The sequence below is a fragment of the Holdemania sp. genome (assembly GCF_986127675.1).
Window position 1 is genome coordinate 81,669 of the sequence record NZ_CFQZWI010000001.1, and the last position, 25,558, is coordinate 107,226.

Below are 25,558 nucleotides of genomic sequence, written 5' to 3' on the forward strand. Positions count from 1 at the left end.
CTGACCAGCCACTTCGTTCATGCTACTCACCCAAAGCTTCCAGAATGGATTCCTTGATAAACGAATAGCGGCGCACATAGTCGTTGCGGATCGTGATCAGCCGGAGTTGATGCGCCTCGCAGATCTGGCGCTTTTTCTGATCCCGGCTGCGGACCTTGGCATCGTTGAAATGCTCCGTGCCGCCGACCTCCACCGCCAATAACGGCCGGTGGCTCAAGTCGTAGATCACAAAATCAAAATGAGCCTGATTTCCATACATAAACAACTTGCGATCTCCGGGATCCAATTCCAGAACGTCAGTGATCTTCACCTTCTGTTCGACTAAAATCTGGCCGAATACCGATTTGATGTGCAGCAGTGTTTTCAAAAACTCATCTTCCGCGGCGGTGTTGAAATACTTAAAGTTTTTGACCTTCGACTGAAACAGCTGACTTTCCCGGGCGCTGATTTGAGTTTGCCCCTGCTTTCCGACATATTGCATCAGTTCCAGCAGATCGTTGGTTTTCCCCTGGGAGAGGCGGGCGATCTGGGCCCGGTCGGCGATCATCGTGAAATGCTGCTGAGCGCGGGTGACGCCGACGTTGATCAGCTCCTGATTGTTTTTCACCCAGTCAAACGTGCCCTGCGTCGTCGATTCTGTCATCGCGCAGCTGAGAATCACCGTGTCCTTCTCGTCGCCCTGGAAGGTGTGGATTGTTCCAACCTTAACGAAATCGAGGTCCTGTTCAGACAGAACCCGCCGGATCATCTGTGCCTGACGGCGAAACGGCGTGATCACCGCGACATTCTTCTGGGGATGATCGCGAATCTGGCGGACGATCTCCGCGACTTCTTCCATCGCCACGTTTTTCTGCTTCTGCGCCGAGGAATGCACGTCGATCAGCGTCAGCGCATCCGGTGAAGCTGGCGGGCCGCACAGCACCAGCTCCCCACCGTAATATTTCTGATTGGAGAAGGCGATGATCGGATCTGCGCAGCGGTAATGATGTTTTAACAGAATAAATTTTGAGATCGTGTCGATTTTCAGCATCGTGCTGAGAATCGAGTTCATCTTATAATCATAAGCCTGGGGAATATCGTAATCCCAGACCAGCCGGGTATTGCGGGAAGCGGGCAGCGTGATGACCGGCTGCAGCTGGCTCGGATCGCCGACAAACAGTGCCCGGCGGCACCGGGCCATCGGCAATAAGGAAAGCGGATTGCTGCACTGCCCGGCTTCATCCATGATCATGAGATCAAAAATGGGTTCCGCGGTGGCCAGCTTGCTGCAGGACACATTGGTGGAAATCAGAAATGGAAAACAATCCAGCACCTGTTCCAACCCTTCACGCCTCTGAATCAGCGCCCGGAACTCAAGAAAACGGTCTTCCGGATTGTCAATCCGGACGATGGACCACAACGATTCATTGCGTTTGTTCAACAGGCGCTGCAGCACAGCCCGCGATTTCAGGTCGAGAAACCGCAGAACCTCGCGGGGATCCTGAACTGCCTGGATTTCATCTTCGCTCACGCCTTCCAGTGTCTGGCGCTGACGGCGCAGTCCGGCAAGCTGGCTTTCAATCGCCATCGCGGTCATCTGGGCGCTCGGTTCCTGCCGGCTGCTAAACCGCAGCTGGTTTAATACCCCTTCCAGCGATTCGATCTGTTCATCCAGCTCCAGCCGGGTTTCAATCTGATCCAGCAGCTGATTCATCTGCTTGCGGCTGCCGCCCAGTTTCTTCGTCAATACCTTCAGTTCTTCCCGTTCTTCCCGCGTCGGCGGACAGGCCTGAGCTTGATCTAAAAGCAGCTTGATCTGCACCAGCGCCTCCTCAATCCGCTGATTGGAGCCTAAGCGCAGGATTGGAAAGCGTATCCGCCGGTCTCCGCTTTGCAGGGAGTTCAGCTTGCGGTCCAGATTGTCGATCGCTTCGTTGTTATTGGAAACGACCAGGGCGGTCTGGTTATTGAGAAAGCAGGAAAGCAGCACGTTGACGATCGTCGCGCTTTTCCCGGTCCCCGGCGGTCCCTGGACATACACAACGTTTTGATTCATGGCGTTATAAATCGCCCGGAACTGATTGATGTTGACCTGCGACCCCAGCGTCAGAATCGGCGTCTTCCGCCGGCGGACTTTTTCCGGCATGCCAAAGAAGGCTTTCAGCGGAGCACAGAGCGTCTGATTCTGCATCTGGTTCTGAATTTCATTGTATTCTGTTTCAATGTTAATGTTCATCCGGCGCTTGAGTTCAAACAAATACGGCCGTTCATCCACAGTTTCGCCTCGTCCGCAGTTCACCGCAATCTGTTCGCTCATCATCGCAGCCTGAGTCGGATAGCGGTCGATGAATTCCCCGGCTGAGCAGTCGAGATAGCGCTGCAGTAAAAACCGCGGCTGCTCCTGGTCGTCGCTGACTTTGATGTTGAAGCCAAGATCCGGCGAGACGATCAGCCGGCGGTGAACCAGATCGAGCAAAAGATCGCGGTAAACGATTGGAATCATCCCATCCCGCCGCTGCAGGGCCAGTACGTTGATCGCCAGCTTCAGCCAGGCCGGAGCTTGTTTTCGCCGCTGCAGGCGCAGCTCGTTCTGCAGCCGGCGCACCATCTGATCAAATTGTTCCAGCCCCAGCGGCATCGCGTTCTTCTTTAAAATATCAGGATCCAGACCATCGACCAGCGTATAGCTGTGAACGGAGGTGTCCTGATCCAGCAGGTAGCATTGCCGGTAATAGCCGAGCACCCGCTCATTGATGCCGGTATATTCCAGAAAGTCAAAGTCATTGTAATGCGTGCGGATTTTATCCATCAGGGCTTCCTGCAGCGGAAAGATTGTACTTTCGATGACCCGCGCCGACAGAATTTTATCAAAATAGACCGTTCCGTCCAGAACGTCCATTGACTTCTCCGGGTTGAACATTTTCACTTTCATTTTTCGGCTCGGGACTTCGATGTCTTCGATCGCAATCCAAAAAAATGTCCGCTTCTGATCGCTCGTGTTGTCATACTCGATCTGCAGCCATTTTCCGCTCTGTATCGATTTTGAACACTCCAGGGCCTTGGAATTCATAGATTGACTTGCTCCTTAAGTTGATTATACCACAGCCGTTTTCAAATAGAAAAGCAGACCGTACAAAGGGTACCCCAGGGCAGTCCGCTTTTCAACATCCAGAATTGAAAGAGAATTATCAATAACTTCCATAAGCTTGAACGTGTTCCGTCCAAATCAAAGAACAGAACCGCCTGGATCCGCTTTGCACTCAGTACTTATTCCCACAGGCTTGAACGAACGCCACTTGTCCGTTCATCAGGAACGTTATGATTTCAGAGGCGTTCACGGAAATAGGGATGGACTCCATAATGTCCCGTAAGACCGATTCCGTAAATTGCGGCGGGTTGTACTCAATCTGATTTTGGATAAGAAATTCTCTGAAGGCGTCGATCAGCCGATCCTGGGATCGATCTAAATTTCTGGGGTATCCCATCGCGATTAAAGAAAGATTATTATCAAAGTTCGGCGCCATTCCCAGAACCTTACCGGTCGTCCGGGATCGTAAAATACCGTAATTCATCCCATGGCGATGGGGATTTCTAACGATTGCGTCCAGATACAAAAGATCTAAATATTGCCTGCCGCAGTCTGGATTCAGATTCTTCAACGTTTGATAATTCAATGTGTAATCATCCGTTTGATCACCGATCAGCGCGGCCGCCGGTTCAAAATTCATTTCCTGTTTCGTAAAATCCTCGGACATGATATAGTCTTCATTTAATCGGTAGACCGCCATGTCCATGCCTAAAAAGCGTCCGAGCTGCGCACAGAAGAATTCGCTGAAAAGTTGTTCAGGACTGCCTTGCTTGCTTAACCACCAGACTCCGTCAACAAGCTTCCAGCCTTTTTCAAAGTTGCCGATATTGGTCAACTCCGGAGTGTGCGAGGATCGCGGATCTAATCTTTGGGAAAACACCTCCAAATCTCCCGCTAAGGCAAGATCGGAATAGGTATCGGTTTTAAAGCGGATATCCTCATACGTCAAGGTGTCGGTGTCTAATTTGATCCAATAGTTATCCGTAATACACGCAGCTCTAACTGCCATGGTTGCGGATAACTCATCCTTCCTCTGCAGCTGAAGCGCTTTTTTAAGAAGACGGGAATGTACGCGATCCCCGTCAATCGCCCGACTTTGGATCCATGTCAATAGATCGCCGTTTCTACGGAAATAATAAGGAAGGCAATCGCTGCGGAGTATTTTAAGCTGATTCTTCTCGATGAGAGCGACCGGCAGATCTCCGCTCATCAGCAACCCATTGATTTGATTCATGAGCTGTCCTCCTTTTTGTTTATTCTATTTTAAGCGATCCCAAAAAGTTTGGCAATGCCTGCCTGCTTTTCTATCAATTCTGCGCTGATTCAACATTTTCTAAACGACTAAGCTTAAATCCAGAAAAGAGCTTCATGCTTCTTAAAGCATTTTAAGCAGAAAAATCAGCTTGTTCCATCGCTTCATATTTTCTTATAACTGCATCAATTTCATCAAGAGCCGCCTGGTGTTTCTCCGGATCTTCGATAAAACCGAGAAGAATTTCATCAAAGGTCTTATTTTCACTTTTCATTAAGAGTGAATTGAGTAAATTTTTAGAATACTGACCTTGGGTGATGGAAACCCAATACTTTGTTCCATCAATTTCTGCTTTCCTGATTAGCTCTTTTTCTTCCATTCTCATTAGAAAAACAGCGACTGAACTATCTTTCCAGTGGTTGGGATACGCTTCACGCACTCTTTTATAAATCTCATGACAAGCGATTTGATATTTGTTGTTCCAAAATAATTGAAGAATTAAGTTCTCAGAATTAGATGTTTTTTTCATACAGTTCCCCTTTCGCTACAATTATATTATTTTTTGTAGTTTTTGAAAGAGATTTTACTAAACAAAGCCTATTATTTCTGTTCTTGTCCTTCAGCTTGTAGATTCAACCTTTTTTGGTTATCATAAATTCTACGCCCAGTCATTACTCTTCAATTTTCTTTCACTCCGTTTTGACAGTACTCTATTTTACTGAGACGCCCGGCGAGGCTTCTTCGATTTCCGCTCCCGCAGCTGCCGCTGACGGATTGCAGACGTTTCCAATTCCGGCATGCGCCTGCACAGCGCTCTATGCGCTTTCATTGTGTCCCGGGTTTCAATAAAATAAGTTTCTCCGTTCAGAGTCCGGATTCGGATTCCATCCCGGGTATTCCACTCCGCCACCTCGCAGAACGGAATAGCCGTCACAGCCTGTGTTTTTTCCGGAAGCAGAACGATTTCTCCGGCTTCGATTCGGGCGCAGGTTTCATCCTGAATGCCGAAGACGACGATCAGCGCCGTAAGGGCAAAGATCAGACCGGGAATCATGAGCGCGGCATTCCCGGAAAGGATCATCACGAAGGCAAAGAAAGCACACAGTCCTGTCGAGGTTCTTGGCTTCGTTTTGATCCGGATACCGGCTGTCTCATTCGCAGTTAATTCTTTCATTTTTTCCTCCATTCCCGTGTTCTGCACGGCCATCATTCATGTCTGAAAGTAAGCCAATCGCCTACCCTTCATGCTTTATTCCTCTACATTTAATATTTTCCGCAGCGTATTCAAATTGGGCTCGCCGATCAGCAGGCTGCATTTATCCGGGTCGATCAGCATCGCCTGCAGACCCATTTCATAGTTCTGCAGATCCGGATAAGCAGCGGCCTGAATAAAGATGATATTCTGCACAAACCGCTGGTTCCAGGAAATCGCATTTTTCAGAATCAGGAAATGAATTTGATTCACTGCCGACGCTTCGATCACAGCGACCAGCGCCACCCGGTAGCCGCATTCACAGGTCAGCCGCTTATCCTGATCCGTCAGTAAACTGACCGGATGCCTGAATTCCGGCATCGGCGCCAAAAACCGCTTGGCGATGTAGCGGAAAACTTCATGCTTCGATTTTAGATCCAGATTCGTTATGAAGCATTCAGGACTGAGCTGATGATAAAACCAATAAGTGCCGCAGATCTGGGTAATCCGGTATTCCGTTTGCGGCTTCATCGTATTAACTGTACTGTACGACTGATAGTAAACCAGTTTTTCGTCCCGAGCCGCCAGCTTGCGGTCATTGATCAGGATGACGTCAAACTGATCGTAGATTTTTTCAATCTCATATAACTCGCAGGAAGCAATTTGTGCCAGGGAATCCTGATATCGTTTTTGAAGCTGTTCGGCATAACGCCGGGCTTCGCAGAGGCCGTATTTACTTGTGACCAAGACCCGCTGCTTCTTCCTCAGCCGGCCGCGGTCCAGCCCTTCCGCGATGCAGACGGTCAGAAAGACCATTTCCTTATCCGCAATTCTCGTATGAAGCTTATCTTCCAGCAGCCGGGAAAGCTTGCGGCTGTATTCAGCGGCGGTGATCAGCTTGCGCTTCACGCGGGTTACGCCCATATACTGCCGGCTGATGTCAAAATGACTGCGGACCTGAAAACCCCAGAAAAACAACGACAGATTTTCCATCAGAGCATCTGCGTCCTCAAGCCGGCCGCCGTCATAAAAATCTTCTAAAATGACGTTGGCCGCCAGCTTGCAGAGCGCATAGGCTTCATTGTCCATTTCCTGAATCATCAGGTTTCTGCGGCTGCCGAAGGAAATTAAGATCATCGCCAGGAAATAACTGTCGTCGCGCAGAAATTCGTAATGATACCGGCGGTCCAGCAGGGCAACGATCGCCTCCGCCGCGCTGAATTCCACGTCGTAGCTCTCCAGCATCCGCTTTTCTTCCTCTGTAAACGACACGCATTTGTTAAACTGATTGCGCCGGTAGGAAATCCAGAGCGACTTTGACATGTATTGAAACAGCAGCGACGGGACGCTCAGCGTTTCGCTCTGTTTGAAAAAACTTTCCAGCGCTTCATACACGTTTTCCTCAAATTCAGGATTGGTGATCTGGCCGCGGATGTTGTCCGGGATTCCCTTGTATTCCGGATTGACATAGATTGTTTTTAAAGCCGCGATGCGGATTGCGATCTCATTGCCGTTGACCTTTAATTTCCCGTTGGCGAAGTTCATCGTGTAGTGACTTTTGAGCGAGGTGCCGTTGGATTTTTTGATCAGCGAGCGGATTGTTGATTCACTGAAATACAGCATCTGCGACAGCTTATAAAGCGTGACATCCTTCATCAGCATTGCCAGAAGACGGATTTCACGCTCGCGGAAATGGATCAGCTCCCGCTCCATCGTGTTGACGTCATAATCCAGATCCTTCATAAACTGCCTGAACTGGCACACATCCTTGACCCACACCTTGTAGCCCTTCGTATGCGTGCTGACCAGTTCAAAAAAATCATCCAGTTCCTCGGAAAACAGAACCTGATTGATCCGTTTGATATCATCGCGGATCGTTCGCTCGCTCACTCCGGTGACAGCCGCCAGCTGCTTGCCTAAAATATAGGTATCGCTGATGGACAGATAATGCAGGATATTCTTTTCGCGGGAAGTAAAATGATAGACCATGGATTTCCTCCTGTTCTGCAAAGAATCCTCATCAAAGGCAAAACGCTTTCAACGAGGATTCTTTCACTGACTTAATTATTAAATAAATGCTGGATAATCAGGGCGACAAATTCTTCCGCCTTGCCTTTCGGCAGCTGCGTTGAGATTCCATCATGGCCGCCGCCAAATTCGCTGGCTTCGACGACATAGCCGTTCTGGCCGTTCGCATAGCCCCAGACAAAGCACACTTTAGCCTGGGAGCTCTTTTTGATCTGGCGGCCGAAGGCAGAAACCAGTTCGCATGGCAGCACGACAATTTCTAAGTCCTGCATCCGCAGAATCGTCGCTTCCAAATCCATTTTAACATGACCGGCTTTGATTTTCCGCTGGAAACCATTGATTTCCGAGATCAGCCACTTCCGCTCATCGTAAGCGGCCGCCTGTTCCAGCTTAGCCTGGGAATCAGCCAGGCGGGCTTTCAGGACGTCGATGTCCGGGTCGTATTCGATTGGAAAAACGAAAGTTTTTGACTGCGGATGGGCAAGGGTCAGGTCCAGCTTTGTATCAAACTGGGAAATCTGCCGGGCGATGCCCGAACTGACCCGCTTCAGCTCATTGAAGTCATTGTTCTGGCGGTACAGCCGGTTGGACATATCGCCGGCATTGCCGTTGCAGACAAGCGGCGTGACGTTCAGATATGGAATCAGCTCGCGCCGGACGGCCGCCAGCAGATCGCCTGAAATCTGGTATTCTTCCGGAGAAAGCACGGTGGAATGACAGGACATGTTCACCAAGGCCGCGATTGTGGCGTCGGTCTCATCCTTAAATTCGATCACAACGATCGAGGTATCGCCGTATTTGTCCTTCGCGTTGCGGTTGCCGTAATATCCCTGCGATTCGCCCTTCGTGCACTGCACGCGCACCGCTTCGTGAAATTCCTTATTCATCGTTTCCTGCGCGCCGTCGATCAGCTTCTTTAGAACCTCCTTGCGCCACCCGTCGTCATGCGGCATTTCCGGATTGCGCGTCAGCAGCAGCGGAGCGGAATGGCTGTGGTCCGCGCTGAGGATGATGTGATCGTAAGGAATGCGCAAAGTTTCGACGATGTGATACTTGAACAGATGGACAAAATCACAGTCAAAATTAGAAATATCCGCCTCGATCCATAAAAACGGCTTCCCGTCGATCTGCAGTCCCAGCATAATCGCTTCAATTTCATCATGAACGCCCTTGAACTTCTCCGTCCGCATGGCGTGTCCGGCAATGTATGTCGGATGATCGGGCGTGATGTTCACGCTTGTCGTAGTCGTAACTTTTACCATAAAATCCTCCTATTCGTCGCCGTCCTGAAATTCGACGGTCACTTCCCGCATGAATGCGATCGAATCGCGGCAGCTTTTTACTTTTTCGGATATGAGTTCCGGGATGACCGACTGAGGCTCCATCGTGATCATCTCCAGAAGCAAGGGCAGGTTCAGTCCCGTGACAATATGCACGTTCGTTCGGTTCTGCAGCTTCAGCATGATCTTCTGGTTGACGCTTCCCCATAAAATGTCCGTGAGCATCACGACGACATCTTCCTCGTGAATATCCTGAATCCAGGCATCCAGCTGCACTTCCACATCCGATTCGGGGTTTTCCTCATAAAAGGGAAAGATCTGAATGAAGCTGACGTCCCGGGTAAACAGCTTTGCGGTTTCCCGCATGCCTCGGCATAAGCTGCCATGACTGGCCAACGCTATTTTAAACATGGCTTTCTCCTTTGATTAACAGTTGTTCCAATACGGTATCAACATGACCCGCGCAGTAAGCCGCGGCTGAGCGCAGCGGATCGTCATTTCTGCCGATATAATAGCTGTGATCAAACAGCTGCAGCATCTCGATATCATTTTCATCATCCCCGGCGCAGGCAATCTGATCCGCACTGATGCCAAGACTGTGCGCCAGCCTGAGAATTTCAGATGCCTTAGAGCGTCCCTGAGCCAGAACCTCCGCCTGTTTGTCTCCGGTTTTGACCAAACGATAGCCGGGGAAATGAATTTGGAATTCTGACTTGATTCCAGGATACAGCTCCCAGCGGTCCAGGTGCAGGCAGATCCGGCTGATCTGCATCGTTGTTGCTTTTCGAATGTCACTGATCAGGAAATCGGCAACCCCATTCAAATCACAGATCCGATCGGTGCGCCGCCATTTTTTCAGCAGCGCCTCCCGGCTTTCCGAGCTGCTTCCGCAGGCTATGCCATGATCCGAGTACAGCGTCATTTCCAGACCGGGGTTGTTCTGCGCAAAGACGTAGACCGCTTGGATCATGTCCAAGCTGAACGCCGCGGCTTCTTTCTGGCGGCCGTGGCTGACATTACCGGAATAGCCGATGACTGCGTCGAATTGAAATTTCCGGATTCGTTTTTGAATAAAGGACGGATGCCGCCCAGTCGCAACGATCAGCCGCAGGCCCCGGCAGCGCAGCTGTTCCAGCAAAGCCGCGGTCTGATCGTTTAAATCTACATTCGGCACATCCTTGGGAACCAGCGTGCCGTCAAAATCCAGCGCTGCCAGACGAATCCCGGACAGACCGCCAGTTTCGCCGATCCGCCGGGAATCCGGCTTAGGCAATGATGCCAAAGTAGGAAAGCAGAATCGTCACGACGATCAGAATCCAGACCATCTTAACCGTATTCATGCCCTTGATTTTTGTTAAGCCGAAATAGGTCATCGCAGTGACCAAACACGGCAGCAGCGCCGGCAGAATGCCGTCCAGAATCGACTGAATCGTCTGCGTCGCATCGCCGACAGTGATCGCCAGCGGTGTCGTGACCTTGACCAGCGAAGGAATCAGAGCGCCGATGACGATGACGCCCAGCACAGAAACCGCGTCGCGGATGTTGTTGAGCTGATCCTTGCGCGAGGTAATCAATTCCGCGCCGCCGTAATAGCCGACTTCGATCATCTTCTGACGAACCCAGGTAATCAGCGGTGTAAAGATCGCGATCATGATGATGCTGGTAATCCAGTTGCCCTCAATCGCTGCATAGGCAGTCATCGCCCCCATGACGACCTTCGGTATCGTGTTGAACAGCGCGTCGCCGATGCCGGAGAACGGACCCATCAGCGACGTCTTTAACGAAGCCGCCAGCTGCAGGGACGAGGGATCGCGGTCCTGCTCGATCGCCAGCGCCGCTGCGGTGATCGCCGCTCCGAAATAGGTTTGGCAGTTGAAGAATTTCAAGTTGTTCTGGAACTTTTTCTGCATCAGCTCCGGATCGTCAGCGAACCATTTTTCAAAGAATGGCCCCATCGAATAGACGCAGGCAATTCCCTGCATCGCTTCGTAGCTCTGACTGGCCTGGGCAGTAATGGCATAGCGCAGCGAGAATTTCCGCAGTTCTTTTTTAGTCAGCTTTTCATTCTTTTCACTCGTCTCCGATACCTCCTGCATCCACGTTCAGATAAGCGTTGGCTGCCGCTTTGGACTCTTTTTCCATGCGTTTAAACAGGACGATTGCAATGACCGCGCCGACCAGAGTAATCGCCAGGATCGACTGGCCGAAAAAGACATACAGCACAAAGCCGAGAAGCAGATAATGGAAGTTTTCCTTCACCGGCATGTACAGCATCAGTAAGGCCATGCCCAGCGCCGGAAGTACGCCGGAAACCGTGCCCAATGCGCTGGTCAGCCAGACCGGCATATAATTGATAATCAGCTGAACAATCGGCTCACCGAACAGTAAGAAGATGATGACCGGCAGCGTCTGGCCTAAAGCGGCGCGGCCGAAGCCGTATTCGCCAATGAGAATATCGCGGTATAATTTCTTGTATTCGCGTTTCTCGACATGTTTTTCAGCACGGTGATACCAATAGGAATTAACTGTTTTGGCAATGACGTCCAGCTGAATGCCCAGCGTGGCGACCGGAACGCCGACCGCCATCGCCAGCTCCAGCGGAGCATCGGTGCCGGAAGCGATCGCAAAGGGAACAGAGATCCACAGGGCAATGTTGAAATTAGGAATCGACGCGCCGCCATAGGCCGCCAAGCCCATGGACATCAGCTGGAAGGTACCGCCGATCAGCAGCCCGGTTTTGACATCTCCCATAATGAAGCCGGCGATCAGGCCGCGGAATACCTGCTGGCCGCCGAATTTTGCGACTAACTGGACATTCTGCCCCAGCGTTCCGATGATATGGCAGGCAAGAATCAGCAGTATGATCTGTATCGGATTAAACATTCTTTCTCTCTCCTCTCCTCATGATTTACGTTTATCTTTCATCACCTGATAGAAATCAGCAATCGCGTCGTCCGCCGGCTGCAGCTTGGCTTCCAGCCTGACCCCTTTTTCATGCAGCTGTTCCAGGGCGGCGGCTTCCTCATCATTCACGGTGATGTAGCGGCTGATCACGACCGAATCTGCGGTCTTGTCGATGTTGCCGAGATTTCCCAGCGTCAGCGATGGAACGGGTATCCCGTTTTCCACCAGGGTTAAGAAGGTTTTGGGACTTTTGGCGACGATCATGACGGCTTGATTTTGATAGCGGTCAGCTTTGAGATTTTCAACGGCTTTTTCGTGAGTTAATACGGACAGGAATACGCCATTGGGTGTGGCCATGCGCAACGCATTTTTCAGCATCGGATTGTTTGCGCTTTCGTCGTCAATGCACAGAACGCGCTCCACATGGAGTTTCGGGACCCACATTGTCGCGACGCAGCCATGCACTAAGCGGTCGTCAACACGGCAGTTCAGAATATTCATTGAAATTCTCCTTTCTGCGCCTATTCTAGCATCCGAGTTGTCAAAAAAATCATTCCCAGATTCCGCTCAAAGCGGAAATACTTTACATCCTTTTTGTCGAAGACAAGAAGGATTCATAGCTTGTTTAGGTTGATCGTAAAATGAATTTAGGTATTTTTATCATATCTTGCATGAAATCCCAAACCTGCCGGACATAAAATATTCAACACCTTATATCGGTTAATCGCTCAATCAGAAAGTCATTAAATCATTGAGAAAAAGTGTTCTACGAACACTCTGAAAAACCAATCAAGAGGGGGTTGACTACATTATCCATTATGTAGGCCGACCTGTCATTGCTCAAAGTCGGATTGAAAACTATGATTATGATCTTAATTTCGTTTGATGGCATTATATTGATCATCAAACGAAAGAACAGGTCGATATCTTTGACTCCATCGTAGATTTCATGAAGAAATTGATGATCCATATTCCCGATGAGAACTTCAAAATGGTTCGCTATTTAGGCGCTTATACTTCACGAAAGAAAAAACTCAGCGCCTGTATTCGAAAGATGTAAAGTAAACCTCGGAAGCAGATTCACAAGAAACTAACCTCCTATCATGAATTCCGTAAAGAGTCCACCGGGATATTGATTCTTTACTCTGTCCCTGCAGTCATGTTATGGAATTTGTAGAATTCCTCTGCCCGTCTGGATTGGAGATGAAAATCAATGAAACGTGGAAATTTGTTGACTGGCACAACGGAATTGATCCCCTTCAAGTGTACTCAGTGCGACTTCTTTGATCCGATGGAAATCGACATCGCGGAAGAAGTTTGCGACTTGGTTACCGTAAACGGTATTCTATGTTTTTCTGCTTATTGTATCCGTTGTGATTCTCTGATGCTTCCTGGGGATGTCCTAAAGAAAGTTTCTAAAACAGAGTATTCCTACTTCTCTTTCTTTTCAGTGTGTACCTTAAAAATGAATCCCATCACTTTAAAATTCTTTAGCGCAACATAACTTTGAAGAGTTTTTATTTTCCTTACTCCTTTACGTGCACTTTCCTAATAGATAAAAAAGATTTCTCAGTTTCGACTAAGAAATCCTGTTTATTTTATTTCTGCAGCGCCAGTGCTTTCACTAATCCAAACCATTCCCGCACGGTATACATCGGAATCAACGATACCGGAGTTTGCGAATTTACAGCGCTGATTTGTTCGATTCCCAACTGTTTTGCCAGAATCGAAGCACGCAGCTGATGGAAACTGTCCGTGACGATCACAACATTTTCGCTCAGGTTGTTTTGACGCAGCAGCTTTAAAGAATATTTCAGATTTTCACCCGTGTTGCGGGCTTGGTTTTCTTCCAAAATTCGATTCATCTCCAGCCCGTTTTCCACAAGCCAGTTCTTCATCACTGTGCTTTCCGCATAATCCTCCCCCTTGCCCTGACCTCCGGTCACAATGATCATGCAATCCGGATTTTCATTGGCATAATCCAGCGCAGCCTGAAGCCGCCGTTTCAGAATTAAGCTCGGCTGATCCCCATTGATCTTCGCCCCCAACACGATCACTGTGGACCCCTGATCTTTAAGAGCAGCGACATGCATGTTGGCCGCATTTACCATTAAGCCGATCAAAATCAAAGCCAGTATGCCGCTGATCATCCAGATACCGTTCATCCATCGCTTTCCCTGTTTCCCCAGCTTTTCATGGATTAAGCCCTCGCCGATCAGCACCACTGCTAACGTCAGAAAAAAGGCGTTGCCGAATTGCAGGGAAACCGTAACCATTGTCAGACAGGCATAGATGAAACAAATCAATCCTGAAATCACCATAACTGTTTTTCTTTTCATCATCGCCGCCTGCCTTTCTGACGTTAGAATAACATATTTTATGATGAATATCCGGAATGTCAGAAAACCTTAAGTTCACCGTAAGAGTCCGCGATGTTTCGTTATCAATTCGTATGGATCTTACTTCAATTTTTTACTTTATTTTTCCGCTTTGTCAGAAAAGCAGCTTTTTATCAACAAAAGAAACCCCGGATAAGGTTATAGAACAAATCGAATTCTGTTCCTCTTTTTCCCAACAAAAAACCGGCGATACGCCGGCTTTCCTTCTCCTATTCGCGATTTTTCAATTCTTCCAGCAGTTCCGTCTTGATGACGTTGAAGGCTTCCTCATCAGAAGTCAGCGGCACGCAGATGCCGAAGATATTCGCCAGTTCCAGTTCGGTCTTCGCTTTATTCATTCGCAGATTGATGCCCGATTCGTCCGCATGATACCGCTGACGGATCTGCTTCTCCAATTCGTCCAGACTTGGCGGAACCAGGAAAAAAGCTTTGTTGTCCGGATGTTTAATGCGGATCTGGCCTACGCCCTGCGCCTCAATGGAAATCAGAACATTCTTCCCCATCGCCGTCAAAAACTCTACGTGCTCCGCCGGAGTTCCATAGTAATATCCGTTGAATTCAGTATATTCCAGCATCCTATGATCCCGCACGGCATTCGCAAAGTCCTTATGATTAACAAAGTAATAATCCCAGCCATCTTTCTCCGTTTCCTTCTTTGGCCGTGTGGTCAGAGAAATGATATCCATCAAGCCCAATTCCGGATCATCCAGCAGCTTCTGACGCACCTGATCTTTGCCGATACTGCTGACACCGCTCAAAATAACGACTAATCCTTTTGCCATAAATTCGCCCCTCCCTCAGATTTCATAATGTAGTTATACCGCAAAACGAAGGCAATGACAAACATTTTCTTTTTGATTGTAAAATTTTCATCATAAAATGTTGCATTTACAAACATAACTCTCCATGAAATCTGTTCTTCTGAATCTATTATAGCAAGAAAGCGCGTTTCACTGCACAAAGATAGTCCTCTAAAGGAAGAAATTCGATGTAAATCCAAATTCTTCCGTTTAAACACAATCTTAATTATTTAATTTACTTAGAATCCAATCATCACCCCGCAGCAGCGCTTCCAACAATCGTGCAAAGCCGTCCTGATCATGCGGAGGCGCGATGACATCGGCAATCTGCTTCAACGCATCCGCACCGTTTTCCATAGCCACTTTCATTCCGCTGGCTTCCAGCAATTCCAGATCATTCAGGCCGTCGCCGACCCCCAGAATTTCTGCTTTCTTCAGCTGGTATCGCGCAGCCACGGCTTCAACGCCCAGACCTTTATGCACATTCAGCGGGACAACTTCCAGATAATACGGCCGGCTCCGGACAAACTTCGCCTTTGTTTTCAATCTTTCAGGAAGAACAAGCGAATCCAACGTTTCCGGCTTGTCAGCGATCATGATTTTGCAGATATCTGACCGTTTCAACAAAGCTTCAAACTTCGCGACTTCCAGCGGCATATTCGTAATAAAGCTGTCCCGCACCGTGTAATGTTTCACCGGATTCAATCCCGTCACAATCGAAGACGGAGATTCCAGGTGAAAATTCACGTTCACCCTGCGCAGCTCGGCAACAATTTCCCGCAGTGTTTCCGGCTCAAAAAAGGCTGCCCGCAATACCGTGCCCGTACCATTTTCATACAGTACGCCGCCGTTGAAACCAACGCTGCAGTACGCTCTTTGGTTCAATCCCAAAGCTTCAAGATAATCCCGCATCCCCGGAAATGGCCGGCCGGAACAAAGTACAATTTGAATTCCCTGCGCCCTTGCTTTGCCTGCCACTTCCAGGGTCCGCGACGTCAGCTTCATTTCGGCGTCAGTTAACGTTTGATCAATATCAGTGATGATGCATTTAATCATTGCTTAAATCTTCACCGTTGCTTGCAATCACTTTTTTATACCAGTCAAAGCTCTTTTTCTTATACCGCCGGTTGGTGCCCTGACCGGCGTCGTTGCGGTCAACATAGATAAATCCATAACGCTTGGACATCTGGCCTGTACCGTTGGAAACCAGATCAATCGGTCCCCAATAAGTATAACCGAACAATTCAACGCCGTTGCGGATCGCTTCTTTCATCGCATTGAAGTGATCGGTTAAAAACTCAATCCGGTAATCATCCTCAACCGTTCCCTCAACCAGTTCTTCCTTCAGCCCCAGGCCATTCTCTGCGATGAAAATCGGAACCTGATACCGGTCATACAAATCGGTTAACGCCAGGTATAAACCATCCGGATCAATCGACCAGCCGGAAGGCGTCAGCTTCAGATATGGATTGGTCTGCCCGGTCGAAACAATATCCTGACGGCCGATCTGCTGCTGATCCCCTTCGACGAGCGCGTCCGATTTATTAGTGTCCTTCTGCACGGATTCAATATAATCCTTACCCGCGATCCGGGACCGGTAATAGGTAAACGATAAGAAATCGACAGGATTTTCTTTAATGATCCGCATATCATCTTCTTCATATTCGATCTCGATGTGATGTTCTTCTAAATACTGCCAGATATAGGATGGATATTCCCCACGCACCTGCACATCAGGATAGAAATACGATTTCTGCTTGCATTTGGAAACCACGACGGAATCCTTCGGATCACAGGTGATCGGATACATCGTCTTATATTCGATGACAGAGCCAACTTGAGCGGCCGGGTCGGTTTCATGAATATATTTTGTCGCCAGCGATGACGCGACAAACTGATGATGGGAAGCCTGGAAACATTTCTGCTCGAGATTTTCACTGTCGGCGCGGATACCGGCGGTCATCCACATCATCGGATAATTGACATTATTCCCGATCTCATTGAACGTCAGCCAGTAGCTGACCTTGCCGCGGTAGCGATCGACGATTGTCCTGACGAATTTCATATAGAATCCGATCCACTTCCGGTTATCCCATCCGCCATATTTTTTCACCAGCGCCAGCGGCATTTCATAATGGGAAATCGTGATCATGATCTTCATGCCCTTGGCGATCAGCTCATCAAACATCGCGTCATAAAATTGCAGGCCGGCTTCATTGGGCGTTTCTTCCTCGCCGGTTGGATAAATCCGCGTCCAGGCAATCGAAGTGCGGTAGACGTTCCAGCCCATTTCCGCAAACAGCGCGATATCCTCTTTATAATGATGGTAGAAATCAATGGCCTCATGCGTGGGGTAGAATGGCTGATCCTCCTGTGGTCCGCCGAAGATGCCGTGCGGCTGGACGTCTGCGACGGAAGGCAGTTTGCCATCCGCCAAATAAGCTCCCTCATATTGATTGGCCGCCGTGGCTCCGCCCCACAGGAATCCCTTGGGGAAACCCTTTGGCGCTTGAATCTCTTTTGTATTTTTCATCTTATTTGTCCTTTCCTTCCTTTATTTGATAGGTCGCAATCCGACTTTGCCCTTTTTTGACAAAACCGCTGCGCTGTATATCGAGCTGAAAAGCATCGGCGTTGGGAAACAACGTCATCGTTGTCATGTCCATGCCTTTCTGATTCATGAGATAGGAATCGAAGCGGATCATTTTATCGCCGCGCTTTACTGAATCCCCTTCCTGAACATAAGCTTTAAAGCCCTTTCCCTGTAAGCTCACCGTATCAATTCCGATGTGCACGAGAATTTCCAACCCATCAGGATTAACTAAGCCGAACGCATGCAGGGTCGGATACAGCATCGTGATTTTCCCGTCACAGGGGGCAGCGACAATTTCACCTTCCGGCTGGACCGCCGCTCCATCGCCCAGCATTTTCTGCGCAAACACTTCATCCCGAACCTCGCTCAGCGGGAGTAAGCGGCCGCTGATGACCGCGGTGATCTCGGTTTGCGGACAGCTTGAAGCTTGTCTTTTGAAAAGATTCAGCATCGGCGTCAGTCGTTCACCGTTTTCCCGTTATACAGCACAAAGGTGGCCAGGAAAGAAACGAAGAACGCCGCGATCACACCCGCTACAATCGCCGTGATCGTATTCTCGAAAATGACAACGCCCAGAATACTGGAATACCCCATGGAAAAAGCTTTCGCCCCCATAAATCCGGCAACTGCCCCGCCGACCAGACCGCCGGCCACGACGCCGAAGATCGGTGTTCTTAAACGCAGATTGATGCCATAGAGCGCAGGCTCGGAAACTCCGGAAATAATCGCGCCGATCGCCGCGGACAGCGCGCTGGATTTCAAATCTTTATCTTTCGTTTTCAGCATGACTGCCAGACAGGAACCGCCTTCTGCGATGTTGTGCAGAATCCAGCCTGGACGGAAAACATTATCGTAGCCGACCGACGTGAATAATTCGGTCATCGGCGCGACCATCAGCATGTTGACGCCCATCATGACTAAGAATGGATGAATCGCCGCAATGATGCCCGGCGCAAAGCCTCCGACATGGGCCTGCAGCCAGACAATGCCGGTCACAATCCAGGTGCCCACGACAACGCCGGCCGGTCCCAGAATTAAAATCGTCACCGGATAGCCGACCAGGAATACGCACAGCGGGGCAAAGACGGACCGCAGCATCCCGGGAATCACACGATAGAAGAATTTCTCCAGATACGCTAACAGAATCGCTGAGAAAATCGCCGGCAGCAGCGAACTGGAATAGCTGACCAGCTTCACCGGCAGACCCAGCATCGTGACCGGATCCCCCGCTGCGACCATCACCGCAAAATCAGGATAAAGCAATGCGGCCGCCACGGTGATCGCAAACGCCGGATTGGATTTCAGGACGCGGGAGGCGCCGTAAGCAACCAGAATCGGCATGAAATAGAATGGCGCCTGCGACATGAAGTTAAACAACATATACGTTGTGCTGGACGTTATTGCCGGATAAAAATAGGAAGCCAATGACAGAATGACCCGCAGCATGCCCGCTCCGAATAAGACGGTAATAAACGGTGTCAAGGACGCGGACATGAACTGAATCGCCTTCATGAAATAATCTTTTATTGTTTTCTTTTTTCCATTCAGCGCCAGATCTTCCGTATGGTTTTCCGCTACGACATCGCCGGTTTCGACTTCGTAATTCTTAACGATTTCGTCAAACACCGGAAACAGATTTTCCCCCAGAATTACCTGATACTGACCCGAGCCATAAACCACGCCCAAGACGCCGGTCAGCTGTTTGATTTCAGCATCCTTCGCCATTGAGCGGTCCTTGAGTACAAACCGCAGCCGTGTAACGCAATGTGATACTGTATGAACGTTGCCGGAACCGCCGACGTTTTCCATAATCGCCGCGGCTAATGCAGAATAATCAATTTTAGCCATAAGTTTCTCCCTTCGCTATTACGCTTTATGACTTCCGCCCGGCTGATCCCACAGCCGGACGACATGAATCATCAGATATAACCGGTCTTCATCGGTTAGCGAGTAATCATAGTGTTCCAGAACATAGTTGGAAATCAGATCGACACAGCGGCTAGCCTGCTCATAGCCGGTAGAAAACTGGGATAACATGGATCCCAGCGATCCTTCGCTGCGCCGGACTTGTTCAAAAAGGATGCTTCGCATAAAGAATTTCAGATGGATAATGAAGCGGGAAACCGCCATGGAATCTTCATCCAGTGTCAGATCCAATGTTTGCTCCACAAGCTTGATGATTTCGCTGACACCCTGCATAATCCGCAGCGCATCATGGTTCGGTCTTTTTTCCGCGGCGGTAATTAGATGGAAGGCAATCGACGTGGATTCTTCCCGTTTCAGCTGGATATGCAGCGTTTCGTTGATCAGGCGAACCGCTTTTTTACCCACCTCATATTCATCTTTATAAAACCGCTTCACTTCCTCGTTGACCAGCGCCGGCATATCAAAGCCGGCTTTGTACTGATTGACGCTGAATTGAATATGGTCCGCCAAGGCTACGACCAGATTCACATTAAACGTCATTTTGAGATCTTCCTGCGCGATGTCAATAATTCTCTGCGTCAGCTCGATGATCTCAAAGGGTACCTGTTCAAACAAAGAAAGCAGCTGCGGACGGGCAGATCCATCAACCAGCACATACGTCTTCATTACTTCGCGGCTGTTAATACCGTCATACTTTTGTTTGCGGAATCCCAGCCCTTTGCCAATCGCGACGACTTCGTGGCCTTTGAAGTCCTCGGCGATGACAATGTTGTTGTTTATGATTCGTTTGACCCGCAGTGTGTCTTTCAGCATAAGTCCAAACGAGTCCTGTCCTGCGTCATCTTTTCCTCTTGCCTCCTTCCCAGAGAAGAACAAAAAAAGGCAAACTCCAAATTGGGTTGTCCTCTCAACAGCCCATTGGAATTTGCCTTAATCTTAAGATCAAGTAACAAGTCCGATTTCTATTTTTGTTCCTGACTGTATTATAATGAAAGCGATTGCAGATTGTCAATAGCGATTTCATATTTCATGATTTTTCAATTTTATCGTTTCCCTTCCCTCGATTAACGCAGGATTCCCGCTTCTTCCATTGCCAACTGACCGATGTTTCAATAAAAACGAGACAGCGTGAAATTGTCAGCGAACTCAGGCCGCGATGGCCGAATTGTCAGTCTGTGCCTGACTTTGCATGAATTCCATAAATAGCTGCTGGGCCAGCGTGATTTCCTGGGTCTTCCGCGTGATAGCGTAAATTCCCCAATCATCCGTTTCGCCAAGATTCAGCGGCAGCACCTTGACCTTGGATGGGGAAGGGTGTGTGTCTTTGCGGTAGTCTGGAAACGCAAAGCTGACCGACCGGTTCTCCAGCACGAGGTTGCGTGAGATATTCACATCCGCAGTGATAATAGAAAAGGTTGGTAAAAAACCATTTTCGTGACACTTCTGCACATAATAGCGATGCAGGTCATACTTCTCTCCAAAGCCGACCATCGGCACATCCTTTAAATCCTGAAATGTCAGCGATGTTTTTTTCGCCAGCGGATGATCGACGTGCATGCACACATGCAGATCACTCTTTTTGATCAGACAGTAACGGAACCCCTGAATGTAGGCCGGCGTGGTTCCGATCAAGCCCAGATCCGCTTCGCCTTCCGTCACATGATGCAGTATCGCTTCATTATCTTCTTCCTTCGTCGATAATAAAATGGAAGAATGAGCGGTGGAAAAACGGGCGAAAATCTCAGCTGATAAATTCAGAACAATGCCGGCGCCCATGACGATTTTGAGTTCGTTTTTCTTATCTTCAGCTTGCTTCATCATCGCTGCTTCAAACTGACTAAACGAACGGACAATTTTCGCCGCCTCCTTCTGAAAAACCTGTCCTAACGGCGTCAAGGCCAGCGTATTCTTCCGATTGATCAGAAGCGACGACTGCAGCTCCGTTTCCAACTGCCGCACCGCCTGCGCAACCGCCTGCCGGCTGATATATAATTCCTCTGCCGCCTTGGTATAATTCAAGGTCCGGCTGACGGTCAGAAAATAACGCAGATGCTGAATATCCATCTGAATTCCCCCTGTCTTCTCCTTATAATTGATTTGACTTTTTTTGCACAAAGCAAGTTTCCCTTGCGCAGCCGCAAAAAAAGAATGCTTTTTTCCTAATCCGAAACCGCCTACAATATCAATTAAAGAGCATTGTGCATTTCTTGTCAATCTTATAAAAGCACAGTTCGGCTCGAAAACTCAAGGAGGAAGGAAATGAAAAACACTGACAAACTCGCGCAGGGAATCTCCCGGCGGGACTTCATCAAAGGTGCGGCAGCGGGGGCTGTCGGCTTGGCGGCTGCCGGTATGCTGGGCGGCTGTGCTTCAGACAACGATGCGAAAACCCCGGAGGCTTCATCAGCGCCGGCCAACAACGACGTCTTAACTGCCGATACGATGGCGCAGAAAAAATGGTCGTTTGAAATTGCGCCGGATCCAATCCCGGATTCTGAAATCAAAGAAACGATCGAGCATGACATCATCGTCATCGGTTCCGGTATGGCTGGCTTATGCACGATGTGCTCGGCAATGGAACAGGGCGCCGATGTCCTGATGTTCTCCGCCGGCTCCCAGCCGTATTCCCGCGGTGGTTCCAATCATGCGGTGGGTTCCAAGTATCAGAAGGCCAAAGGTATTGATTATTCGCCGGAAATTGCCCGGGAAATCGTAAAAACGGAACAAACCTCCGGCACTTATTTCATGGATAAAAAGAAATGGGAACGGTGGATCAACAACAGCGCGGAATCCGTCGACTGGATGATCGACAAAATGGAAGCGAAGGGATTGCACGTCTGCCTGGAACCCGGCTATTATGATCCGGATGGAGTCTTGACCGTACCCAGCGCTTCGCACAATTTCTGGAATGAGGAACAGCCGTTCGGCGCTCTGTTCGGCGCGCCGCTGCAGGCTCAGGCCTATGCCAGCCACATTGCGGACATGGGTGGAGAAATTCATTATAAGACCGTCGCAAAATATCTGATCCGGGAAAATAACAACACCGGACGCGTTTCCGCCGTCGTCGCGCAGAAGGAAGACGGAAGCTATGTTAAATATGTCGGCCGCAAGGCGATCGTGCTGGCTACCGGCGACTTCTCCCGAAACAAAGATATGATGGCCAAGTATTCGCCATGGGCTTACGAAATCTTTAAAGATACTTTATCGGATGAGATCGACTATGACGCCGGTCTGGTCTATAACGGATTAATGCCGGGCGATGGTCAGAAAATGGGGCTGTGGGTCGGCGCTGCCTGGCAGAAAACCTACCCTTGTGCTCCGATGATCAACGGCGGCGTGCCGGGTCCTTCCCATGCGGTTATCTCGAATTTCTGGGGCTTGAATCTGGATATCCGCGGTCAGCGATTCCAGAACGAAGTCACCAACTTCGCTTACGGCGCGATGTCGGTACTCCAGCTGCCGCAGCGCACCGCTTTCGGCGTCTGGGATGTCAATTATGCCTATACCCAGGATCAGTGGGAACCGTTCGGCCATTGCGTCGACGAGGAAAACGGCATCAAAGCTTATTCCCCGGAAGAATATATTGAAATGTGGAACAGCAACTCCAATTATTTCAAAGCCGATACCCTGGAAGAACTGGTCGATAAGATGTACGAAGGTTACAGCGATGAAGTGAAAGCGAATGCGCTTGCCAGCATTAAGCGCTACAATGAATTTGTCAAAGCGGGCAAGGATGACGAATTCCATGTGAACCCGGAAGTGCTCTATCCGATCGAAACGGCTCCGTTCTACGGCTCCAAGGTGACAGGTGCAACCTTCTTAACAGTCTGCGGCGGTCTGCGCACTAACGATCATCTGCAGGTCTGCGACGCCGACGATCAGCCGATTGAAGGTTTGTATAACACCGGCATCATGGTAGGCGATTTCTATGCCAACTCCTACAACTTCGTCATGCCGGGACAGAACCTGGGCGCCGTCTGCTGCACGCTGTCCTATCTGTTAGGCCGCGAACTGGCGGAACTCTAATTCAGATTTTAAATCCGGTAAACTTCGGTTCGCCGGATTCTTTTGTTTATGGATTCAGGCGGAACGAAGTCGGAATAAAGACATGCGCCAAAGCTTTTCCATTCTCGATGATCTCGAAATCAATGCCTGAATTCTGGACAGACTGTGAAAAAAAGTAGCTTCGCTGCCAATCTTCCGTAATGAAAACATAACCGTAAGACTCGCTGTCCAAGTCCTCGGCAAATCCCTGACCTGAGTTGAAACATATTGGAATCGGGATCACTTCCGAATTGGCATTGACCAGCAATTCCTCGATCAGATCGCGCAGAACTTCGCCGCTGACCATTTCCGTTTCATATAAAGGACCGTCAAGATAACCGCCGACGGTCTTTTTGGCGATCAGCGGTTGATCCGTTTGCGGCAGAAAATCATGGTAATCTGCAACTGGACAGGCGCTGCGGTCAACCACTTCGCAGGCTACTTTCCTTATTAACATCCCTGAAAAACGACTGATTACCTTACAGGCTTCAATATCGACAAGAACCGGCGCACTGTCGGGATCTACCGCACGGCTTTGCGTAAAAATATTTCCGTCTGCGTATTCTGAATACGGATAAAGCGTTAAATACTCTGTCCGATCTAATTCTTCCTGAGTCGGCGAACCCGCAATCACCGTCGCCGGCACGGTTGTCACCGTCACATCCCCCTCCTTATCCCGTAGCGTAAGAGCAATACGGAAGACTTGATCCTGATCAAAATGGAGCGAATCCAAAGCGTAGATCAGCACGCTTACCGTTTGAATTTCTTCCTCGGGAATTGACGACCCATCTGTCGGAAACAGCGGTTCTTTCCATCGCTTCCATTGATTCCCCTGTTTGATTTCAACGTAATTTTCGATGATTTCATACTTTGGATAGCGAACTTGCGGATCAAGAATAACCGCAATTTTCCCCTGGGTATAAAATTCTTCCCGGCCGCCAATGAGTTCCACGATGTATCTTGCTTCTTCTGATGCGGCAGTTTCCTCTGGCGGCACATTGGCCGTCGACGGCGCACAGGAACAGAGCCAAAACAAGCTCGCACAAAACAGAATGATTCTTTTTCCCATGATTTTCTCCCCTTTTCGCAATCCATTTTCAGGGTCAATCCAGCTGCATATCGAATACCGGCGTCAGCTTTTTAAACTGCCGAACGCAATCCTGTTTTTTCATCCTTGCGGCAGTTTCTGCCTTCCCGGAAAAGGCTAGGAAAAAGACGTCAGTGTGTTGATAACTTCGCCAATCTTCTATCCTTGTCAAATTTGCAATCTTATTTATTCCAATCGCATCGTAGTGCTTTCCAAAATAAATTTCCCATGGAGTTTCATTCTCGCATAAATAAGGTCCGCCTTCCAAGGCGCTCACCAGACCTTCCGTTTTTTTAATCTGGCAGGCCTGACCGTCGAACTCGATCAGGATAAAATCAGGAGTGCTCACCAGTTTTAGGTCACCTGCCGCCTCTGTCTTTTCATCGGCGCTGGTAAAACGAACGACAGACAAGATTTTCTCGCCTTGAAATTCACGTTCAGAAATGTAAAAAGCCATGACCAAACCAGACGCAGTCATCAGCGCAATAACAGAAATTAAAATGATTAACAAAACTGTCTTACCTTTCATATTCATTCCTCTTATCAACGTTCTTTGATTTCACAAAACTGGCGTCCACATTAGAATAGGCAAACCAGACGCAGATTGACAGGTCGTGGATTCTGATTTCATTATAACTGCTTTCTGTCAAGAATAGTAAAGAAACATTGGACATAAAAAAGTATTCAGATATTGACTGCCCGAAAATAAAAAAATTTCCTTTGCAAAAGGAGAAATTCGGAATTACCAAGCTTATTTCGTATCATTTTCCAGATCATCCCCCCGCTATGATAAAAAACTTTCAGACACTTTTAAATAAAGATCCGCCCTTTAGAGTTTTACTAAACCTCAAAAGTAATTTTACTTTTCCCATTTTCTCAGAAGGCTTTTTTGAATTTTACGCAATATTAAAGATGTAGGGTCTTTGATAAAGCGGCTGCCCGTCCTGGATGGATCTTTCTTTTGATTCATTTGTTTTTCGAGCTTG

The 25,558-nt window shown here is 48.9% G+C and carries 23 protein-coding genes; 2 read left to right on the plus strand and 21 right to left on the minus strand.

What is annotated here, in order from left to right; translation table 11 throughout:
* Positions 1-22: 22 nt before the first annotated feature.
* From AC5OW4_RS00400 to AC5OW4_RS00450, 11 genes are all read right to left on the minus strand, one after another.
* A complete protein-coding gene (locus AC5OW4_RS00400) occupies positions 23-3,049 on the minus strand; it encodes an AAA domain-containing protein (RefSeq protein WP_493676503.1) in 3,027 nt (1,008 codons plus the stop codon).
* Between the two features lie 190 nt (positions 3,050-3,239).
* Entirely contained in the window at positions 3,240-4,301 is a 1,062-nt protein-coding gene (locus AC5OW4_RS00405) for a HipA domain-containing protein (protein ID WP_195395751.1), read from the minus strand.
* Between the two features lie 151 nt (positions 4,302-4,452).
* Positions 4,453-4,848, minus strand: coding sequence for a BlaI/MecI/CopY family transcriptional regulator (locus AC5OW4_RS00410; RefSeq protein WP_072683081.1), 396 nt, complete (start codon positions 4,846-4,848; stop codon positions 4,453-4,455).
* A 186-nt stretch (positions 4,849-5,034) separates the two neighbouring features.
* Positions 5,035-5,493: a hypothetical protein gene (locus AC5OW4_RS00415; RefSeq protein ID WP_195395752.1), complete on the minus strand. Its 459-nt coding sequence runs from the start codon at positions 5,491-5,493 to the stop codon at positions 5,035-5,037.
* Positions 5,494-5,568: 75 nt separating this feature from the next.
* Positions 5,569-7,500 (minus strand): BglG family transcription antiterminator, encoded by a 1,932-nt coding sequence (locus tag AC5OW4_RS00420; protein WP_072683079.1) that lies wholly within the window; start codon positions 7,498-7,500, stop codon positions 5,569-5,571.
* Between the two features lie 71 nt (positions 7,501-7,571).
* A complete protein-coding gene (locus tag AC5OW4_RS00425) occupies positions 7,572-8,801 on the minus strand; it encodes a hypothetical protein (RefSeq protein ID WP_493676504.1) in 1,230 nt (409 codons plus the stop codon).
* Between the two features lie 9 nt (positions 8,802-8,810).
* The gene (locus tag AC5OW4_RS00430) at positions 8,811-9,230 is read right to left on the minus strand and encodes a PTS sugar transporter subunit IIA (RefSeq protein ID WP_195395755.1); all 420 of its coding nucleotides are present in this window, start codon (positions 9,228-9,230) and stop codon (positions 8,811-8,813) included.
* Positions 9,223-10,101, minus strand: coding sequence for an HAD-IIB family hydrolase (locus tag AC5OW4_RS00435; protein WP_195395756.1), 879 nt, complete (start codon positions 10,099-10,101; stop codon positions 9,223-9,225). Before AC5OW4_RS00435 ends, AC5OW4_RS00430 begins: the two co-directional genes overlap by 8 nt.
* Entirely contained in the window at positions 10,085-10,915 is an 831-nt protein-coding gene (locus AC5OW4_RS00440) for a PTS system mannose/fructose/sorbose family transporter subunit IID (RefSeq protein ID WP_493676505.1), read from the minus strand. The genes AC5OW4_RS00435 and AC5OW4_RS00440 overlap by 17 nt, the downstream gene beginning before the upstream one ends.
* Entirely contained in the window at positions 10,890-11,702 is an 813-nt protein-coding gene (locus tag AC5OW4_RS00445; RefSeq protein WP_195548222.1) for a PTS mannose/fructose/sorbose/N-acetylgalactosamine transporter subunit IIC, read from the minus strand. The genes AC5OW4_RS00440 and AC5OW4_RS00445 overlap by 26 nt, the downstream gene beginning before the upstream one ends.
* A gap of 18 nt (positions 11,703-11,720) precedes the next feature.
* Entirely contained in the window at positions 11,721-12,224 is a 504-nt protein-coding gene (locus AC5OW4_RS00450) for a PTS sugar transporter subunit IIB (protein ID WP_195395759.1), read from the minus strand.
* Between the two features lie 394 nt (positions 12,225-12,618).
* On the opposite strand from AC5OW4_RS00450, the gene AC5OW4_RS00455 reads away from it, so the two are divergent.
* Positions 12,619-12,783: a transposase gene (locus AC5OW4_RS00455; protein WP_493676506.1), complete on the plus strand. Its 165-nt coding sequence runs from the start codon at positions 12,619-12,621 to the stop codon at positions 12,781-12,783.
* A gap of 538 nt (positions 12,784-13,321) precedes the next feature.
* On the opposite strand, the gene AC5OW4_RS00460 is transcribed toward AC5OW4_RS00455, so the two are convergent.
* The 8 genes from AC5OW4_RS00460 to AC5OW4_RS00495 form a co-directional block, all read right to left on the minus strand.
* Entirely contained in the window at positions 13,322-14,062 is a 741-nt protein-coding gene (locus tag AC5OW4_RS00460; protein WP_195548223.1) for a YdcF family protein, read from the minus strand.
* 269 nt (positions 14,063-14,331) lie between these two features.
* Positions 14,332-14,904: a guanylate kinase gene (locus AC5OW4_RS00465; RefSeq protein ID WP_195395761.1), complete on the minus strand. Its 573-nt coding sequence runs from the start codon at positions 14,902-14,904 to the stop codon at positions 14,332-14,334.
* A 240-nt stretch (positions 14,905-15,144) separates the two neighbouring features.
* Positions 15,145-15,978 carry a Cof-type HAD-IIB family hydrolase gene (locus AC5OW4_RS00470; protein ID WP_195548224.1) on the minus strand — a complete coding sequence of 278 codons (834 nt, stop codon included), beginning with the start codon at positions 15,976-15,978 and terminating at the stop codon, positions 15,145-15,147.
* Entirely contained in the window at positions 15,971-17,455 is a 1,485-nt protein-coding gene (locus AC5OW4_RS00475) for a glycoside hydrolase family 1 protein (RefSeq protein WP_195548225.1), read from the minus strand. The genes AC5OW4_RS00470 and AC5OW4_RS00475 overlap by 8 nt, the downstream gene beginning before the upstream one ends.
* Before the next feature lies 1 nt (position 17,456).
* Entirely contained in the window at positions 17,457-17,966 is a 510-nt protein-coding gene (locus AC5OW4_RS00480) for a PTS sugar transporter subunit IIA (protein WP_195548226.1), read from the minus strand.
* A gap of 5 nt (positions 17,967-17,971) precedes the next feature.
* Positions 17,972-19,363: a PTS transporter subunit EIIC gene (locus AC5OW4_RS00485; RefSeq protein ID WP_195548227.1), complete on the minus strand. Its 1,392-nt coding sequence runs from the start codon at positions 19,361-19,363 to the stop codon at positions 17,972-17,974.
* 18 nt (positions 19,364-19,381) lie between these two features.
* On the minus strand, positions 19,382-20,254 hold the full coding sequence (locus tag AC5OW4_RS00490; protein WP_229100736.1) for a PRD domain-containing protein: 873 nt from the start codon (positions 20,252-20,254) through the stop codon (positions 19,382-19,384).
* 333 nt (positions 20,255-20,587) lie between these two features.
* A complete protein-coding gene (locus AC5OW4_RS00495) occupies positions 20,588-21,505 on the minus strand; it encodes a LysR family transcriptional regulator (RefSeq protein WP_195395766.1) in 918 nt (305 codons plus the stop codon).
* 195 nt (positions 21,506-21,700) lie between these two features.
* Between AC5OW4_RS00495 and AC5OW4_RS00500 the strand changes: the two genes are divergently transcribed.
* Entirely contained in the window at positions 21,701-23,467 is a 1,767-nt protein-coding gene (locus tag AC5OW4_RS00500) for an FAD-dependent oxidoreductase (RefSeq protein ID WP_195395767.1), read from the plus strand.
* A 46-nt stretch (positions 23,468-23,513) separates the two neighbouring features.
* Here AC5OW4_RS00500 and AC5OW4_RS00505 read toward each other — a convergent pair whose 3' ends face one another.
* Both AC5OW4_RS00505 and AC5OW4_RS00510 read right to left on the minus strand, forming a co-directional pair.
* The gene (locus tag AC5OW4_RS00505) at positions 23,514-24,554 is read right to left on the minus strand and encodes a hypothetical protein (RefSeq protein WP_195395768.1); all 1,041 of its coding nucleotides are present in this window, start codon (positions 24,552-24,554) and stop codon (positions 23,514-23,516) included.
* 34 nt (positions 24,555-24,588) lie between these two features.
* Positions 24,589-25,101: a hypothetical protein gene (locus tag AC5OW4_RS00510; RefSeq protein ID WP_195395769.1), complete on the minus strand. Its 513-nt coding sequence runs from the start codon at positions 25,099-25,101 to the stop codon at positions 24,589-24,591.
* Positions 25,102-25,558 lie beyond the last annotated feature (457 nt).